Origin of the sequence: Algoriphagus zhangzhouensis (assembly GCF_900148515.1) — a bacterium.
GTDB lineage: Bacteria > Bacteroidota > Bacteroidia > Cytophagales > Cyclobacteriaceae > Algoriphagus > Algoriphagus zhangzhouensis.
Map to the genome: position 1 here is coordinate 21998 of NZ_FRXN01000009.1, position 16910 is coordinate 38907.

The 16910-nt window shown below is 38.3% G+C and carries 11 protein-coding genes; 3 read left to right on the top strand and 8 right to left on the bottom strand.

Annotated elements, in window-relative coordinates; translation table 11 throughout:
* Positions 1–111 precede the first annotated feature (111 nt).
* The 6 genes from BUF13_RS20310 to BUF13_RS20335 form a co-directional block, all read right to left on the bottom strand.
* The gene (locus tag BUF13_RS20310) at positions 112–1455 is read right to left on the bottom strand and encodes a TolC family protein (RefSeq protein WP_073573670.1); all 1344 of its coding nucleotides are present in this window, start codon (positions 1453–1455) and stop codon (positions 112–114) included.
* Positions 1455–4517: an efflux RND transporter permease subunit gene (locus tag BUF13_RS20315; protein WP_073573671.1), complete on the bottom strand. Its 3063-nt coding sequence runs from the start codon at positions 4515–4517 to the stop codon at positions 1455–1457. Before BUF13_RS20315 ends, BUF13_RS20310 begins: the two co-directional genes overlap by 1 nt.
* A gap of 1 nt (position 4518) precedes the next feature.
* Entirely contained in the window at positions 4519–5601 is a 1083-nt protein-coding gene (locus BUF13_RS20320; RefSeq protein WP_073573672.1) for an efflux RND transporter periplasmic adaptor subunit, read from the bottom strand.
* A gap of 230 nt (positions 5602–5831) precedes the next feature.
* Complete coding sequence (locus tag BUF13_RS20325) at positions 5832–6887, bottom strand: DUF481 domain-containing protein (protein WP_134204616.1); 1056 nt, start codon at positions 6885–6887, stop codon at positions 5832–5834.
* A 20-nt stretch (positions 6888–6907) separates the two neighbouring features.
* A complete protein-coding gene (locus BUF13_RS20330) occupies positions 6908–7975 on the bottom strand; it encodes a DUF481 domain-containing protein (RefSeq protein ID WP_073573674.1) in 1068 nt (355 codons plus the stop codon).
* A gap of 87 nt (positions 7976–8062) precedes the next feature.
* On the bottom strand, positions 8063–11332 hold the full coding sequence (locus BUF13_RS20335; RefSeq protein ID WP_073573675.1) for a TonB-dependent receptor: 3270 nt from the start codon (positions 11330–11332) through the stop codon (positions 8063–8065).
* Positions 11333–11730: 398 nt separating this feature from the next.
* On the opposite strand from BUF13_RS20335, the gene BUF13_RS20340 reads away from it, so the two are divergent.
* The gene (locus BUF13_RS20340; RefSeq protein WP_317129077.1) at positions 11731–12366 is read left to right on the top strand and encodes a lysoplasmalogenase; all 636 of its coding nucleotides are present in this window, start codon (positions 11731–11733) and stop codon (positions 12364–12366) included.
* 27 nt (positions 12367–12393) lie between these two features.
* Here BUF13_RS20340 and aspS read toward each other — a convergent pair whose 3' ends face one another.
* Positions 12394–14148: an aspartate--tRNA ligase gene (gene aspS, locus BUF13_RS20345; RefSeq protein WP_073573677.1), complete on the bottom strand. Its 1755-nt coding sequence runs from the start codon at positions 14146–14148 to the stop codon at positions 12394–12396.
* 292 nt (positions 14149–14440) lie between these two features.
* On the opposite strand from aspS, the gene BUF13_RS20350 reads away from it, so the two are divergent.
* Both BUF13_RS20350 and rluF read left to right on the top strand, forming a co-directional pair.
* Positions 14441–15748 (top strand): peptidoglycan DD-metalloendopeptidase family protein, encoded by a 1308-nt coding sequence (locus tag BUF13_RS20350; RefSeq protein WP_073573678.1) that lies wholly within the window; start codon positions 14441–14443, stop codon positions 15746–15748.
* Between the two features lie 71 nt (positions 15749–15819).
* On the top strand, positions 15820–16551 hold the full coding sequence (gene rluF, locus BUF13_RS20355) for a 23S rRNA pseudouridine(2604) synthase RluF (RefSeq protein WP_073573679.1): 732 nt from the start codon (positions 15820–15822) through the stop codon (positions 16549–16551).
* A gap of 57 nt (positions 16552–16608) precedes the next feature.
* Here the strand turns inward: rluF and BUF13_RS20360 are convergent.
* Positions 16609–16910: OmpA family protein (locus BUF13_RS20360; RefSeq protein WP_134204618.1), on the bottom strand; the 302-nt coding region annotated here is incomplete at its 5' end.

Sequence of the window (16910 nt, forward strand, 5' to 3'; positions counted from 1 at the left end):
CACTGGGACTAGGCCCCGGATGTTCCGAAAGGTCTGATAGTCAAAGTGTATGCCAAAAAGAAAATGGAAATCTTAATAAATAAAAAAGGGCGATTGAGATCGCCCTTTCATTTAATTTTCTTCAGGTAATTCGAGTTGCTCAAAACTGTTCTCAAAAAATATCTTTCCAGACAATCTCATTAGCTCAATTTCCTGCTCTTTGATATTATAAATCGAAGTAATCAATCGATTTTCTGCAGTCAATAAATTCACCTGCGCGTCTCTAAATTCCAAATACGAAGCGATACCCAATCGGAACCTTTCTAGAGCAATTTCAGAACTCTCTTTGGCCACGGCATAGTTTCTCTGTTCAATTTCCAACAACTCTCTATTGTTCACATAGGTATTGAAAGCTCGATACAAATCAGACTTTAACTGAATTTCAAATTGATCAACCGCATAGCCTTGGATCTTCTGTTGGACTTTCGCATTCTGAATTCTTCGGTTCAAAGTAAAACCTGAAAACAGATTCATAGTCACGTTCCCTCCGTAATTAAATCCTGATCTTTGATTTTGAATCAAAAACCCTGCATCTGAATTTGAGGTATTGTTGACATAATTTGCATTTAAGTTGACAGCTGGGAGCCTAGACACTTGCAATTCCTTCATTTGAAGAAAGGCATCATTCTCTTGTCTTTGGATAACTAACCATTGCTTGTTGTCCATAAAAGCATTCTCCTCCAAATCCAACAATCTAAGTTCTTCACCTACATTAATTGTGTCTTGGATAGAGAACTCAGTATCTGGACTCAAAGCCATCAGTTCATTCAAGTTAATCCTAGCAGCCTTGATTACCTGATTTTGGGTTTTCAGCAAACTCAAATCACTATTATAATCCACTTCCGCCGTTAAGAAATCTCTTTTACCTGCACCTCCCAATTCATATTGAGCCTGAGCAATGTCCAAACGAGCCTGGCTCAACTCTAAGGTTCTTTCCAAAACCTTATATCTCTGAAGTTCTAAAACCAAACGATAGTAAGCAGTAGAAATACCAGCGACGGTATTCTCAACTGCCACTTTTGCCTGCAGCTCAGAGATCTCTTCCAAGACGCCAAGTCTTTTCAAAACCACAATAGCTTCTGGACGGAATCCATAGATACCTGCAAGGGTAAAGTTCTCCGTTCTGGATTTCGCACCATCAATTTGGCGTGGCTCTGGATCACTGACGAATGTCTGAGTTACATTTTCCTTTGAAAAGCTCCTTGCATAGGTTGCGTCAATAACCGGCAAGAAAGCTCCCCATCCGATCCGAATATCACCTTGTCTCAAATTGACGGTTTCCACCGCCATTTTGATATCGAGGTTATTTTCTAAACCAGTCTGGATCGCCTTTTCGAGATCCAAAGGTTCTGTAGATTGAGCAAAGGAATAATGTATAAAAAGGCTCAATACGAGCCCCAAGCATAACTTCTTCATTAAATTCTGGCTAGTCTTCCTTCTTTTGAAGTCAAATATGTATAAATAGCTGGGATGACAAATAATGTCAAGATGGTTGCAAAGGCCAATCCTCCGATTACTGCTGCTCCCATAGGAACTCTACTTTCGGCACCAGCTCCCAAGGCCAAGGCGATAGGCAAAATCCCTAAAATTGTTGATAGCGAAGTCATCAAGATTGGTCTGAATCGTGCGACCGCAGCCCCATAGATTGCTTCTTTGACATCCATCCCACTTGCTTTTCTTTGATTGGCAAATTCCACAATCAAAATACCGTTTTTGGTTACCAAACCAATCAACATGATGATTCCGATCTGACTGAAAATATTCAAGGTGAAATTGAAAGCCCATAAGGTCAATAAAGCTCCAAAAATCGCCAGCGGCACAGTAAACATGATTGTCAATGGATCCAAGAAACTCTCGAATTGGGCTGACAGCACCAAATAAATCAAGATCAAAGCAAATAAGAATGCGAAGATCAAACTGTTGGAACTTTCTCGGAATTCTTTCGATGGCCCGGCAACATCTGTTGCAAATGAATCATCCAAAACTTCCGCTGCAATTCTATCCATTTCATCCAAACCATCGCCAATTGTAAATCCTTCCGCTAGGTTAGCAGATACAGTAGCTGAAACGAATCGGTTAAATCTATAAAGCTGAGGAGGGGTGCTCTTCTCCACTACTTTCACCAAGTTATCCAATTGTACCAATTGGCCGTTTTCTGCTCTTACATAAAGCATTCTCAAGTTTACAGGCTCATTTCTATCTTCCAATTGCATTTCACCTACTACTTGATATTGCTTTCCATTCATGATGAAATAGGCAAATCGCTGTCCTGAGTAGGAAAGTTGAAGGGTTCTGGCAATTTCTTGAACTGACACTCCAATATTCCTTGCTTTCTCTCTATCAATCTCAATTTCCAATTCAGGCTTGGTAAATTTCAAATTGATATCGGCGAAAATAAAAGTGGAGCTTTGTCCTACTCTCTCCATAAAAGTAGGGATCACTTCTTTTAATTTTTCCAAAGTAGGAGCCTGTAACACGTATTGCACTGGTAGACCTCCCCTTCTATCCCCAATAGACTGAGGCTCAGAAGCAAAAGCTCTAACAGAAGTATAGCCTTTTAACTTTTGATTGATTTTAGTGAAATACTCATGCTGAGTCATCGATCTATTTTCAGCATCAGTCAATATAAATCTGACAAATCCCGAGTTGGTACTGGAAGAACCAAAGCCTGGAGAAGTAACTGATATCAATCCTGTAACTTCATCAGCTGGAAACGTCTGTTTAAAATCAGCAACCATTTCGTCGATCACTCGATCCATATAACCAAATGTTGCTCCTTCTGGGCCTGACAATTGGATTCTTATCTCACCTCTATCTTCAACTGGAGAAAGTTCTGAAGGAATTTGATTGAACAACCAATAAATACCGAAGACCATGAATCCAATTATTGGGAAAGCTACCCATCTGAAATTCATAAACCAGCTCAAAGCTCGATCATATCTGTCATTGATCCAGACAAAACCAGGCTCAGTGAAATTGTAAAACCAATTATGCTTCTCTCTTCTCTTCAGTAATCTAGAGCTAAGCATTGGTGTCATTGTCAAAGCCACAAAAGATGAAATAATCACCGATCCCGCTACTACAATACCGAATTCTCTAAATAGACGACCTGTCGTTCCTGTCAAGAAAATTACCGGCAAGAATACAGCTGCAAGAGCTACAGTAGTTGCGATTACCGCGAAGAAAATTTCCTCAGCTCCCTGTTGAGCTGCTTGAAGTGGTTTTTCACCTTTTTCGATCCTCGTATAAATGTTTTCCAGTACCACAATGGCATCATCCACCACGAGACCAATCGAAAGGACTATACCCAATAAGGTCAATACGTTGATGGAGAAATCCATCATATACATGATAAAGAAGACCCCAATCAATGAAATCGGTATCGTTATTACCGGAATAAAGGTAGTCCTCCAGTCTCTCAGGAAAAGGAAAATGATAGCTACTACTAGAATAAAGGCAGTAATGATAGTCTCCTGTACTTCAGAAATTGAGCTTCGGATATACTTTGTGGAGTCAAAACCAATTTCAAGCCCTACGTCAGCCGGAAGGTCTTTTTTGATGTATTCCAATCGTCTATAGAATTCATCAACAATCTCAATATTATTAGAACCTGGAAGTGGAACTAAAACCACACCTACCATCGGAACTCCGTCCCTTTTTAAGACCGTTCTTTCGTTGAGTGCTGCCAACTCTGCACGGCCCACATCTTGGAATCGTACAATATTATTTTGATCCTCCTTAATAATCAATTGATTGAACTCATTAGGCGTCGAAAGCCTACTTTTAGTTCGAACTGAAAGCTCAATTGTTTCTCCTTCAATTCTTCCAGAAGGCAATTCCACGTTTTCAGATTGGACTTTAGAAAGGACATCCAATGGAGTCACTCCATAAGACGCCATTTTCAGTGGGTCCATTCTTAATCGGATAGCGTATTCCTTTTCTCCCCAAATCTGGACTCTGCTGACTCCAGGAATGGTCTGCAATCTCTCTTTAAATATGTTTTCAGCGATATCTGAAAGATCCAACAGACTTCTTTCATCACTTTTTACATTCAAAAAAACGATCGGCTGGGAATCAGCATCGGCTTTTGAAACAACAGGAGGTTCTGCATCTGGAGGCAGGTTTCTTTGGGCACCAGACACTTTATCTCTTACATCATTGGCAGCAGCTTCCAAATCCGCTCCGATGTCAAACTCCACCGTAATACTACTAGAACCGTCATTTGACGAAGATGTCAAAGATTTGATTCCCTGGATTCCATTGATCGCCTCTTCCAATGGTTCAGTAATCTGTGCTTCGATTACATCTGCATTGGCCCCAACATAGGTTGTTCGTACGTTAATGATTGGAGGATCCACACTTGGGAATTCTCTAATCCCCAATAAGGATATCCCTATCGCTCCAAAAAGGAGGATTACCAAGGACATCACAATGGCCAATACTGGCCTGTTGATACTTAAACTGGAAAGACTCGCCATCTTAATTGATTTGTGTTGGATTCAAAGGCATTCCTTGACGGACTTGCAACACTCCAGTAGCCAGGACCAACTCTCCTTCCTCAAGCCCGCTAAGAATCTGAACATGAGTGTCAGTTCTTGTACCAATTTCGACTGTTTTAGCTTGAGCTTTGTTATCTGGGCCTACTACATATACTTTATACCCCTGCAGTTCTGGAATAATTGACTCTGCAGGTACCATTAACGCATCTTCTGTTACGTCTAATACAAATCGAATTCTCACGTACATTCCAGGCAAAAATCTACCTTCTTTATTTGGACTCTGAGCTCTTAATTTCAATGTTCTTGTTGCCGCATCAATTTGCGGTTCGAAAGCATATACTGTCCCTTGAACTTCCTGAGGGCTAGATTCATTTGTGAAATAAATCGGAGCTCCGATAGTTACCTGATTTGCATATCGCTCAGGAATGGAGAACTCAATTTTTATCGGATCGATATTTACTATACTTGCAATTATGTCTGAGGTACCAATTACACTTCCTTCGGAAACTAAGCGAAGACCTAATTTTCCGTTGAATGGTGCTCTAATTACTCGCTTTTCCAACTGAGCTTCTACCAATTTCAAATCGGACAAAGTAGTATTGTATTGATTCAAAGCAATGTCATATTCTTCCTGGCTGATTGCCTCTCTAGCCAACAATTGCTTTTGTCTATTCTCTTGAGTTTCGAAAAGTTTCTGAGTGTATTGCAATCTTTGATATTGAGCCTGAAGCTCATCATCATCAAGGTATAACAATGGAGTACCTTTGCTTACATATTGACCTTCTTTGAAAGCAATTCTTGTCACTAATCCAGAAACCTCAGGGCGAATATTCACGGATTCATTTGGCAAAATAGTACCTGTGACTTGCAATTGGTTTCTTAGGGTTTCTTGTTGAAGTTTTACCACACTAACTGGCAAATCTTGAGGAGCACCAGGTCCTGCTCCTGAAGAGGTCACAGAGTTTTCATTCGAATTTCTATTATCCAGTCTTGGATATAAAAAAGCGACGATCACTAAAACGATGATGGCAACGATCACTATGACCTTAGTCTGTTTTTTCATGTAGAAAAGAGCTGATTTGTATTTGGTTTAGCTAGAATATGAAAGCCTGAAAAAGCCTATTTGTTTTCAAAAAAATTCAAAAATTGTGATTCACAATATTCGAATTATGCAATTTCAATTATCCATAATCTGTCAGATATCGAAATTACAGAACCTTTCCTAGGAAAAATTTATAAAAGATACTGGAGGCAAATGAGCTCAATCAATGGAAAAATAGAGGGATGCTATTTTTAAAAATTCCATCCTAATGTACTTTGAATTACATAATCTAGTGGAGTTGCACCAGTGGTAGGCTTACTATCATAATTGAATGAAGATCCTATTTTAACAAAAAAATCTTTGTAGAAATCGTATTTCAGATCAATCCGGAAATCAGATCGAATTCTATCTTTTTCCGAAAAACTTTCATAAAAAATCATATTAAAAAGTATATCAAAACCTTCAACATCATAGAATGAAAGACTGGTGCTCAGAACACCTTCCAAAGAAGAATTTGGGGGAAGCTCATTCATAAATTCCTCATTATTAAAGTTAAGACCAGTCTGAACCATCCACATTGATTTTGATTGATTAATCAAGAATTTTCCGAATCCAACCTTAGAATCTATTCTTAGCTCCAGCAATTGCTGATTGTTTTTTAAAAAATTAACCCAAGCCATAACATACCACTCTTTAGGCAAATAGATCAAACCAGTAATTCCACTATCAAATCTTTCAATTGGGTTAGCTTGCTCCTGCCGGGATTGAATAAAATTCATTGTTCCAAATAGTGCCCATGAGTTTGCATTATAAGTGGCAAATCCTCGAAAAGAATATTGTCTCAATTTATTTGACCGTGCCAAGTTGAACCCCAAACTTATTTCCCCACTCATTCTACTGATAAAATCTTGGCTTATTTCATAAAATTGAAGAACCTCATTCGGTTTTAAGTGCAAGGTATCACCCTTGGATAGGTTCATTTTATTGGATTGCCTTTTGCTTGGATTTGAGATTAAGATATCCAATTCATCATTTTCAAATCTCAAAAAATCAGCCTCGTAGTGTTCTCCCGAATTAGTTGAAAGTAAAAATTTTTGATTTGTGACCATTTTTGAAATCAAATCCCACTTTACTTTGATATTATTCTCAGAAAATGGTACATCAATATTCAAATCCCCCCTTTCCATAGATTTGATTTTACCTATCAGAATTGTCCCATCCATCAAAAACAAAGAATCGCTGGCGATTTGGGCCATTCCATCAAAGATGAAAAAAAACCAAAAAGCCAACGATGCTATATATTTCATTTGACCAGACTTGATCAATATTACAAACTCCAGCCTACCGTCGTTTGGAAAATGTAATCCAGGGTAGTTGCTCCCGATACTGGTTGGTTATCGTAGTTGAGTGTCGTACCCAAATTCACATAGAAATCAGATAGGAATTCATATTTGACATCAAATTTAAAGTCAGTTCTAAATCGACCCTTCTCTGTTAAGCTTGGATAAGCAGTCACATTGGTCAAAAGTGTCAAATCTCCAATATCATACAAACTCAATTCCGTACCAATAAATGCTTCCCCAGAGCGTCGGTTTGGACTATCATCAAAATATTGTTCGTTGTTTAAGTTAGCACCAACTTGGAAACCAAAATAGGACTTATTGGTATGGACAACATATTTACCAATACCTGCTTTATTACCTACTCGAGACTTGATCAACTGCTCTGTATTGGATAGGAAAGTCAAATCATAGATTAGGAAGAAATCCCTTGGCAAAAAATAAGTAAAGGAAAAGTTCGCATCAGTACGCTTGGTAGGATCCACCTCGTCCTGATTAGAGCGAAGACTATTAAAAGAAGCATTCATTTTCCATCTATCTGCCAAATACCCCAAGGCACTTCGCAGGTTAAAAGTCCTCAGATTGTTTGCCTTGGTAAGGCTCCAACCCAAATCGATACTAGCTGATAGCCTACTCCAGAACCCTTCATCTAAAGCATTCAAATAAACCACATCATCTAACAAGACAATCAAGTTTTCGGTACCTTCTGTATCTTGGGAGATTTCCTTTTTTCTTAATCGAATCAATGCGTCAGGATCATAATAGTTGATCATGATAGTACTATCAGAAACAGATCTGATTTTCCCATTATATCTCCTCCCATTGGCAAGAGTGATCAAATAATTGGTTTTGGATTTTATGGAAATAAGCTCTTCCCATTTGGCTTTAAAATCACTATCTGAATAATCGGTTTCGATAGTGATCACCCCACGATCCATACTTTTGATCTCTCCAACTACTACGTCATTATTCTTAAAAATCAATGAATCTGTCTGTGCTTGAGAAATTCCAAAAAACGCGAAAAGAAAAATTAGTGAGAAGTATAACTTTTTCATATTGCTTTGATAAGGATTGGTTTTGACTTAAAAATAAAAAAAGCGCCTCCAAATGAAGGCGCTTTTCTAAAAATTTTTATCCTAAAATTAATTGAAGATATATCTGATACCTACTTGCATTCTCCAAGTATCGGAAAGAGAAGTAGAAGTTCTGAACGTTTCAGTTGGGAATTCTGATGTTCCTGATACTGTGTTCAATCTATAAACAGGCTCTCCAGAATCATTGTTTCCTCTGTAGTTAAGAAGTGTGCTTTGGTAAGCAAACTTTGGAACTCCCCAATCAGAGTTAAACATATTTCCAATATTTAAGATGTCAATAGACAACTGAAGCTTATTTTTATCATCAGATGTAAACAAAATATCTTGAGTAAATCGAAGGTCAAATCTATTAACCCAAGGTCTTACTGCTCCATTTCTTTCCGCAACAGATCCTCTATTGTCACTCAAATATTTGTCCTGATCAATGTAAGCATCTAAAACACTTGCTTGTTCAGCAGCAGTAACAGTAGCTCCGTTTAATGTAAATTCTTCAAACTCTAATTCACTTGCATTATTTGGAATATACATTAGTCTGTTGGATGCATCTCCAAAATTACCTGAGTAAGTGTATGAGAATCTTCCAGCATCAGCTCCTTCGTAAAACAAAGTCACAGTAGAAGTTTTGGTTTCATAAGAGATTGATCCAATAACTCTATTTGGAATATCAAATCCAGCATAGCTCAACTGAGGGTTATTTCTGTCAGAAACCACAGTGCTTGGCCACAATGAAATCGCCTGAGATCCGTTAGCCGCATCCAAGTCTCTTGATCTTGATCTAGTATAAGCTACCATCGCAGAGAATCCACTTTCAAATTGCTTTTGCAATTGCGCTGTCAAAGAGTAGTAATCAGCTTTTTCCTTTGCATTTGTCAAATAGAAAACGTTTCTGAAATCAGAATCATCAGAATAGTTGGATCCTTCCCAATAAGGTCTGGTATCAGGGCCACTAAGGTTTCCATCAGGAGATCTTAGAACTAGGTTTTCAGCAATTGGTGTAGAAACATCCTTGGAATAAATAAATTCCAAAGTACCGATGATTCCGAATGGCAATACCTGATCCACTGCAACATTACTTCTCCAAACTTGAGGCAATTTGAAATCTTTGTCTGTTAAGTTTAACTCATTGGACAATGACTGACCTGGGTTTTCAGGGTTTCCGTAAGTTACATCAGGGTTGAATACATAGTTTGGACCTAAAGCTTCAACGACATCGTCACCTTCGTAACCCAATCCACCTCTTACTACTCCTGAACCATTAACCTGGTTAGACAACCATACGAAAGGAATTCTACCAGAGAAGATACCTGTACCACCTCTTACTTGAGTAGTTCTATCTCCTTTTGCATCCCAGTTGAAGCCTACTCTTGGAGACCAAAGAGGGTTTACTTTAGGGAATTGACTTACATCTGGAGTAATCGTACCATTAGAAGACTCAAAAGTTTTGTTAAGATCATCCAATAGTTCATTTGAAGGAATATCAATTGGATAGAATGGGAAATCAACTCTCAAACCACCAGTAACCTTCATTTTTTGGGTGATTTGGTACTCATCCTGAATATAGAATCCAATTTGACCAAATTTAGTCTGATCAACAGGAGGTGTAGTGGAACCATCCAATGCATATCCTTTTGCAAAAGCCTCTGGATAAGCTCCAGTATTTTGATCAATAACTGTACTTACAAAATCATCATATGAGTTGAATCTGTAGAATCCATTAAACACAGGGTTGAAAGCGTTTTTGAAAGTCATGTATTCAAAATTCACCCCTAATGTATAGGTATGCTTGCCTTTGTAAATTGAGAAATTGTCAGTGAAGTTAAAGATGTTGTTTTCCAACAAGTTACCTACAGTATATAATTCATTACCTAGGGAGAAATAATAAAGTAGGTTTCCAGAAGCGTCTGGTTCCATTACCTCAATGAATGGGAATGCTTGTCCACCAGGAATACCTCTTTTAGGATCGGTAATAGATGTATATCCAATGTTTACCTGGTTAGACATATTAGCTCCTACTCGAGAGTTTACTTCAGCTACCCAAGACTGTACTTTTCTATCGTTAGTATAGTTGGCATTTCTAAAATTCATTGCCTCGATACCAGTACGACTTGTGTTTCTATATCTTGTAGATATATATCTTACAGAGTTACCATTTGTCGGTACATCAGTGAACGCTGTATAGTTATTGTATCGAAGGGAAACCTTATGGTTTTCATTTAAGTTGAAATCCAATCTGGCATTAAATCTCTCTTGCTCTGAAGCAAATGGGTAATTTTCATAAGGTCCAGTCTCATAGCCATAGATAGACATCATTTGTTGTCTAACGTAATCTAGTTGAGAAGCAGGAACTCTTGAAACAGTCAAACCATCAGGCTCCAAACCTGGTCTTGATGCAACTTTTGTAAAACTTGGTACAGCTTCAGTTTCTTTTTCGTAAGAAACAAAGAAGAACAATTTGTTTTTGATGATTGGACCTCCAAGTCGGAAACCAGCGATTTCATTTTTGGAATCACCTTTATTTAACCTAGTATCTCCAACTTTGTCACCGATCATCTGATCGTTTCTCAAATAGTAATATGCTGATCCAGAGAATTCATTTGTACCAGACTTTGTAATCGCATTTACAGAAGCACCTGTAAATCCTGCCTGGCGAACGTCATATGGAGCAAGGTTTACCTGTACCTCTTCGATCGCATCCAAGGAAATTGGGTTGGAACCTGCAAATTGACCTGAACCTAAACCGAAGTTGTTGTTATAAATATTACCATCAATAGTGTAGTTATTAAATCTACTAGAAGTACCAGCGAATGAAGTCCCGTTTGACTGAGGAGTCAATCGAGTAAAGTCATTGATATTTCTATTTACTGTTGGTAGCTTATTGATTGTCTGATTATTCAAGTTTAGAGCAGCACCGGTTTTATCAGCATTCATAATAGCATCTTTGCTAGCTACTACTTCGACTGCTTCAAGCTCTAAACCATCGGAAAGAGTGACATTGATTGTGTAATTTTGGCCAAGTCCTAAAACAATACTATCAAAAACTCTTTCTTCAAATCCAACAAAGGAAACGCGAACAGTATAAGGTCCACCTACTCTCATGTTAGGTAATACAAATCGACCTTCTAAGTTACTTACTGCCCCATAACGGGTACCAGATGGCTCATGGGTTGCTACAATGTTAGCACCAGGCAAAGTCTCTCCGGAAGAATCCGAAACAGTTCCCTGAATACTGGCAGTTGTAACCCCCTGTGACATTACCCATCCCGTGCTAAAGACGAATAGGGCAATACTCAACAAGTTTTTAAGTAAATTTTGCCTCATAATTTTTTGTTTTTGTAAAGTTGGTTTTGAAAATATTACTCGATGCAAATTTAATTTGGATCGGTAGGTTATTGGGGTACTCTAGGTTAAATTTCCGACTGCTAATTTCACATTTATTAACATAAAAATAATACGAATTCCCTAATTATATTTTCTTTTGAAAGATAAAAAGCGACCTTGAAATCGAAAAAATTCTGTCTTTCAAACAAAAACAACGATTAAATTCTAAAAAACTATAACTACGCCTTTCTTTTTAACTGCGTTGTTTTCAAAATACAATTTGGTGAAAATACTAAAAAATTATTCATCGCCATATATTTGACACTCAATCCCAAATTATCTCTGCTTTGAAAAACAAAAATATCATTTGGCTCTACATTTTTTTGTTTGCTTCCATCTTGCACCTATCATTCATATTGGAGGGGCTAGACACCTATAGATTCTATTCTAAACCTCTGATTTTATTGAGCTTAACCATTTACTTTTATCAAATCTCTAAACCTATTTCATGGACTCTACTCTCCAAAGCAACAATGGGCGCTTTGATATTTTCTTGGATAGGCGACATCCTATTGATGTGGGAGAACCTGTTCGTATATGGATTGGGAGCCTTTCTGATGGCCCATATTTGCTATATTATCGCCTTCAAGATTGGTCAGAGAAACCCCGGAAAAATAGGTGATATTAATTTTGTAAAAACCTTTTTAAGGAACCTCCCGATTTACATCCTTGCAGCCTTTACTTATTATCTGATCAATCCTCATTTGGGCCCTTTGAAAATCCCTGTGATCATCTACATTATCGTCATCGTCAGTATGGCGACAACAGCCACAGAGAGATATGGAAAATGTAACCCAGAATCATTTTGGCAAGTTTTTATTGGAGCCGTATTTTTCCTAATCTCAGATAGTATGATCGCAATCAATAAGTTTTACCAGCCATTTGAGGAAGCAGGAATCATTATCATGGGAACCTACTGCATTGCACAGCTCTTAATCGTCATGGGAATACGAGCCCATCTAATCAAACCATAAAAAAAGCTGCCCGAAGGCAGCTTTCATTTAACTTTTCAAATCAACTTTGATTGACAATTCTACCAGTTGATCATCAGCAATAGTACTTGGTGAATCAATCATCACATCCCTACCTGAATTATTTTTAGGGAAAGCGATATAATCTCTGATGGAATCAGATCCTCCAAAAATCGCACAAAGCCTATCAAAGCCAAAGGCAATTCCTCCATGTGGTGGAGCTCCGTATTCGAATGCTTCCATTAAGAAACCAAATTGCTTTTGAGCCTCTTCGTCGGTGAAACCAAGATGCTTAAACATCAATTTTTGAGTTTCCTTATCATGGATACGGATAGATCCACCTCCAATTTCAACACCATTGATTACCAAATCATATGCGTTTGCACGAACAGCTCCAGGATCAGACTCAAGCAAAGCAATATCTTCTTTCTTTGGAGAGGTAAATGGATGGTGCATTGCATGGAACCTGTTCGTTTCATCATCCCACTCAAACAATGGGAAGTCAACTACCCAAAGTGGTTTGAAAACAGTTCTATCACGAAGTCCTAAATCCTCACCCATTTTTAAGCGAAGTTCAGAAAGTTGCTTTCTGACAGTTTTCGTATCTCCACTCAACACAAGCATTAAATCTCCTGGCTCAGCACCGAATTTCTCTGCCCAGGCACCAAGAGCTTCCTGATCAAAGAATTTATCTACTGTAGATTTTAGACTTCCGTCAGCGTTGTATTTTACATATACCAATCCCTTGGCTCCTATTTGAGGTCTTTTCACCCATTCTGTCAAAGCGTCCAATTGCTTCCTGGTATATTCTGCTGCGCCTTTTGCGCAAATACCCACTACCAACTCAGCACTATCAAAAATTCCGAAACCTTTGCCTTGAGCCGCATCATTCAGCTCGACAAATTTCATATCGAAACGAACGTCAGGCTTGTCATTACCATAATATTTCATGGCATCAGCAAAAGTCATTCTCTTCACCTCTTCCAACTCGACACCTTTCACCTCTCTAAAGAGATGCTTAGTCAACCCTTCGAATGTGCTCAAGATATCTTCCTGCTCTACAAAAGACATTTCACAGTCTATCTGAGTGAATTCAGGCTGTCTATCTGCTCTCAAGTCCTCATCTCTGAAACACTTGACAATTTGAAAATACCTATCAAAACCAGAAACCATTAGCAATTGCTTAAAGGTTTGAGGGGACTGAGGCAAAGCATAAAATTCACCTGGATTGACTCTGCTAGGCACCACAAAATCCCTTGCTCCTTCAGGTGTAGATTTGATCAAAACAGGAGTTTCTACTTCAATGAAATCCTCAGCATCCATGTATTTTCTAGTCTCCTGCATCATACGATGTCTCAACTGAAGTTTTTCACGGACAACTCCTCTTCTCAAATCCAGGTATCTATACTTCATTCGAAGATCATCACCACCATCAGTTTCATCTTCAATAATGAATGGAGGAACTTTCGCAGGATTCAAAACAGTAAGTTCCGCCACTTTCACTTCGATTGATCCAGTTGGGATTTTGTCATTTTTGGAGGTACGCTCGATAACTACCCCTGATGCCTGAACTACAAATTCACGGCCTAATTGAGCAGCTTTTTCCAAAAGCGCTTTATCAGTACTTCCTTCTTCAAAAATCAACTGAGTAACCCCATATCGGTCTCTCAAATCGACCCAAATAAGTCCACCTTTATTTCTTACACGCTGAACCCAGCCAGCTAATTTGACTTCTTGATTGACGTTTTCGAGGCGTAATTCACCACAGGAATGCGATCTCAGCATAATCGAGTAATAATTTTTTAGAGCGTCAAAGATAAATAAATGACGGAGAGTAAGCCATCATTCTTTTGTTTTGATTAGAATAAAAACTTGGAAAAGGGATAAGTAAATAAACTTTCTAACGTTTACATTCCATACCTAAAAATTATTTAAAAGGATTCATATCCGAAAGTATATTATTTGGAACTGAAATTGCTTTCATTCAAAAGTTGAAAACCTTTAAAAATTTGCATTTAAGGCCTATTTTGCCTTGCTTGAAGGTTAATTAGAATCTGGTAAAACTTCACACCCATTTATGACAACAAAAAGGATAGGTTTAGCTGTATTATGTGCTGTTCTAGCAATAGCTGCCTGGCTCCAGTTTTCACCCAAAGCACAACCTGTAATTGTAGAAAAAGAATTAGCCTTGGATAGTGCTGCTATTGAAAAATCAAACGAGGTATTTCTATACGGGATCAATGTTACTGGTTTAAATATAGTCGAGGGAAAAGTAAGCAGAAACCAAACTCTAGCCACTATCCTCAGCCCTTTCAATGTACCTTATCAAATTATTGACGAGATCGCCAAAAAGTCAAAAGAGGTTTTCGATGTCAGAGGAATTGCAACCAACAAGAAATTCACTGTATTAACTCCATCTGATAGTCTACAAGCTAGATTCTTCATTTACGAGCCCAATCCTTCGGAATATGTGGTTTTTGACTTGGATAGTATGGACATCTACAAGGCCGAAAAGCCTGTGGAATATATTCAAAAAGAAGTTGGAGGTACTATTCTAAAAAACAGCAACCTTTCCACAGAAATGCTCAAGCAAGAAGTTGGATATGATGTTATTGATCAGTTTGCAGACTTATATGGATGGTCTGTGGACTTTGGCGCTTTGCAGGCTGGAGACGAATTTAAGGTAGTCTATGATGTAAAAATGATAGACGGAGAGGTAATCGGCATGGGTAATATCAAATCCGCATATTTCCAACACAGGGGCGAAGAATTTCATGCCATTCCCTTTGAGCAAAACGGGGAAGTAAACTTTTTTGATCAAGAGGGGAATAGTTTAAAAAAGGCCTTTTTGAGAGATCCACTCAAGTATTCAAGAATTAGCTCTCGTTATAGTAAAAGAAGATTTCATCCAGTACAAAAACGATACAAAGCTCATCTGGGGACGGATTATGCTGCACCAACCGGTACTGAAATCAGAGCTGTAGGGGACGGTACAGTCACAGATGCTAAATACACTTCTGCCAATGGGAACTATGTAAAAATCAAACATAATGGTACCTACACTACTCAATATTTGCACATGTCCAAGATTGGGAAAGGAATCAAGCCTGGAACAAGGGTAAAACAAGGTCAGGTGATAGGGTACGTGGGTAGTACTGGCTTAGCCACTGGTCCACATTTGTGTTTCAGATTTTGGAAATTTGGCAAACAAGAAGATTGGTTGAGAGAAAAACTACCTCCTTCTGAGCCCATTTTGCAAGAAAATAAAATTGCCTTTGAATCAACCAAATCAATTGTTTTACAGACTTTAGCTGCCATTCAAACTGGCCAAGAAAGTAAGCTTTTGGCAAAATCACCAGAAAAGGCATCTACATCAGGGGAATAAGCTCTATTCTTTCTTTCCATTTTATTGAGTGGATTAGATGGCGTAACTTGCCAGTCTAATCCACTTTTTTTATGAGTCAGGATCAGTATATACGAATTAATAAATACTTGAGTGAGGTAGGTTTTTGTTCTCGACGAGAAGCAGATAAGCTACTGGAAAAAGGAAGAATCACCATCAATGGTAAAAAACCAGAACTTGGAACCAAAGTAGGCCCTAACGACCAAGTTGAAGTAGATGGGAAACCTGTCGGCAAGCCTATTCAAGATCATACCTACATCGCTTTCAACAAACCTGTTGGAATTGTCTCAACGACAGATACTAAGGGTGAAAAAAATAACATCATCGATTATATCAATCATCCAAACAGGATATTTCCTATTGGAAGATTGGACAAAGACAGTGAAGGATTGATTTTTCTTACTAGTGAAGGAGATATCGTCAACAAAATCCTTAGAGCCGCAAACAATCATGAAAAAGAGTACATCGTAACTGTTGACAAACCTATTGATGATCGTTTTGTAAATAGAATGGCTTCTGGCATACCAATTCTTGGTACCGTTACTAAAAAATGTGACGTTGAGCGTATAAGTAAAAGAAAGTTCAGAATTATTCTTTCTCAAGGGTTGAACCGGCAAATTCGTAGAATGTGCGAATATCTAGGTTATTCAGTAATTCAATTGATTCGAGTAAGAATCATGAATGTTCATTTAGATCTCCCTACTGGAAAATGGAGAGATCTAACTCCAAAGGAGTTGAAAGAGATCAATTATCTCATTTCGGACAGTACGAAAACAGCAGATTAAAATTAAAAAGGGAGCAATTTGATTGCTCCCTTTTTCCTTTAAAGAGTTAGCTGGTTATTACATAGTATCTACCTTCTTCTGTCTTCCTGTGTAGGTGAAAGAAGATTTGCCTACTCTGAGCTCTGTTCTTCTGTTCAGCTGATGCATCGCATCGGTACAGGTCAGCTCGTTGCAGTCATTGATCGGATGGGTCTTGCCGAACCACTTCTCTTCCATTCTCTCTCCAGGTACTCCTCTGTTGGTCAGGTACTCCTTCACCACATCTGCTCTTCTCTCTGACAATGTCTGGTTGTATTCCTCACTGCCTCTCTGGTCTGTGTGACCTTCGATGTACAGCATCAGGTTCGGCATCCGCTTCA

Excerpts from the sequence above, each read along its gene's own strand:
- rluF (WP_073573679.1), top strand. The coding sequence starts at position 15,820 with ATGAGTCAGGATCAGTATATACGAATTAATAAATACTTGAGTGAGGTA.
- BUF13_RS20315 (WP_073573671.1), bottom strand. The coding sequence starts at position 4,517 with ATGGCGAGTCTTTCCAGTTTAAGTATCAACAGGCCAGTATTGGCCATT.
- BUF13_RS20310 (WP_073573670.1), bottom strand. The coding sequence starts at position 1,455 with ATGAAGAAGTTATGCTTGGGGCTCGTATTGAGCCTTTTTATACATTAT.
- BUF13_RS20330 (WP_073573674.1), bottom strand. The coding sequence starts at position 7,975 with ATGAAAAAGTTATACTTCTCACTAATTTTTCTTTTCGCGTTTTTTGGA.
- aspS (WP_073573677.1), bottom strand. The coding sequence starts at position 14,148 with ATGCTGAGATCGCATTCCTGTGGTGAATTACGCCTCGAAAACGTCAAT.
- BUF13_RS20335 (WP_073573675.1), bottom strand. The coding sequence starts at position 11,332 with ATGAGGCAAAATTTACTTAAAAACTTGTTGAGTATTGCCCTATTCGTC.
- BUF13_RS20325 (WP_134204616.1), bottom strand. The coding sequence starts at position 6,887 with ATGAAATATATAGCATCGTTGGCTTTTTGGTTTTTTTTCATCTTTGAT.
- BUF13_RS20350 (WP_073573678.1), top strand. The coding sequence starts at position 14,441 with ATGACAACAAAAAGGATAGGTTTAGCTGTATTATGTGCTGTTCTAGCA.
- BUF13_RS20320 (WP_073573672.1), bottom strand. The coding sequence starts at position 5,601 with ATGAAAAAACAGACTAAGGTCATAGTGATCGTTGCCATCATCGTTTTA.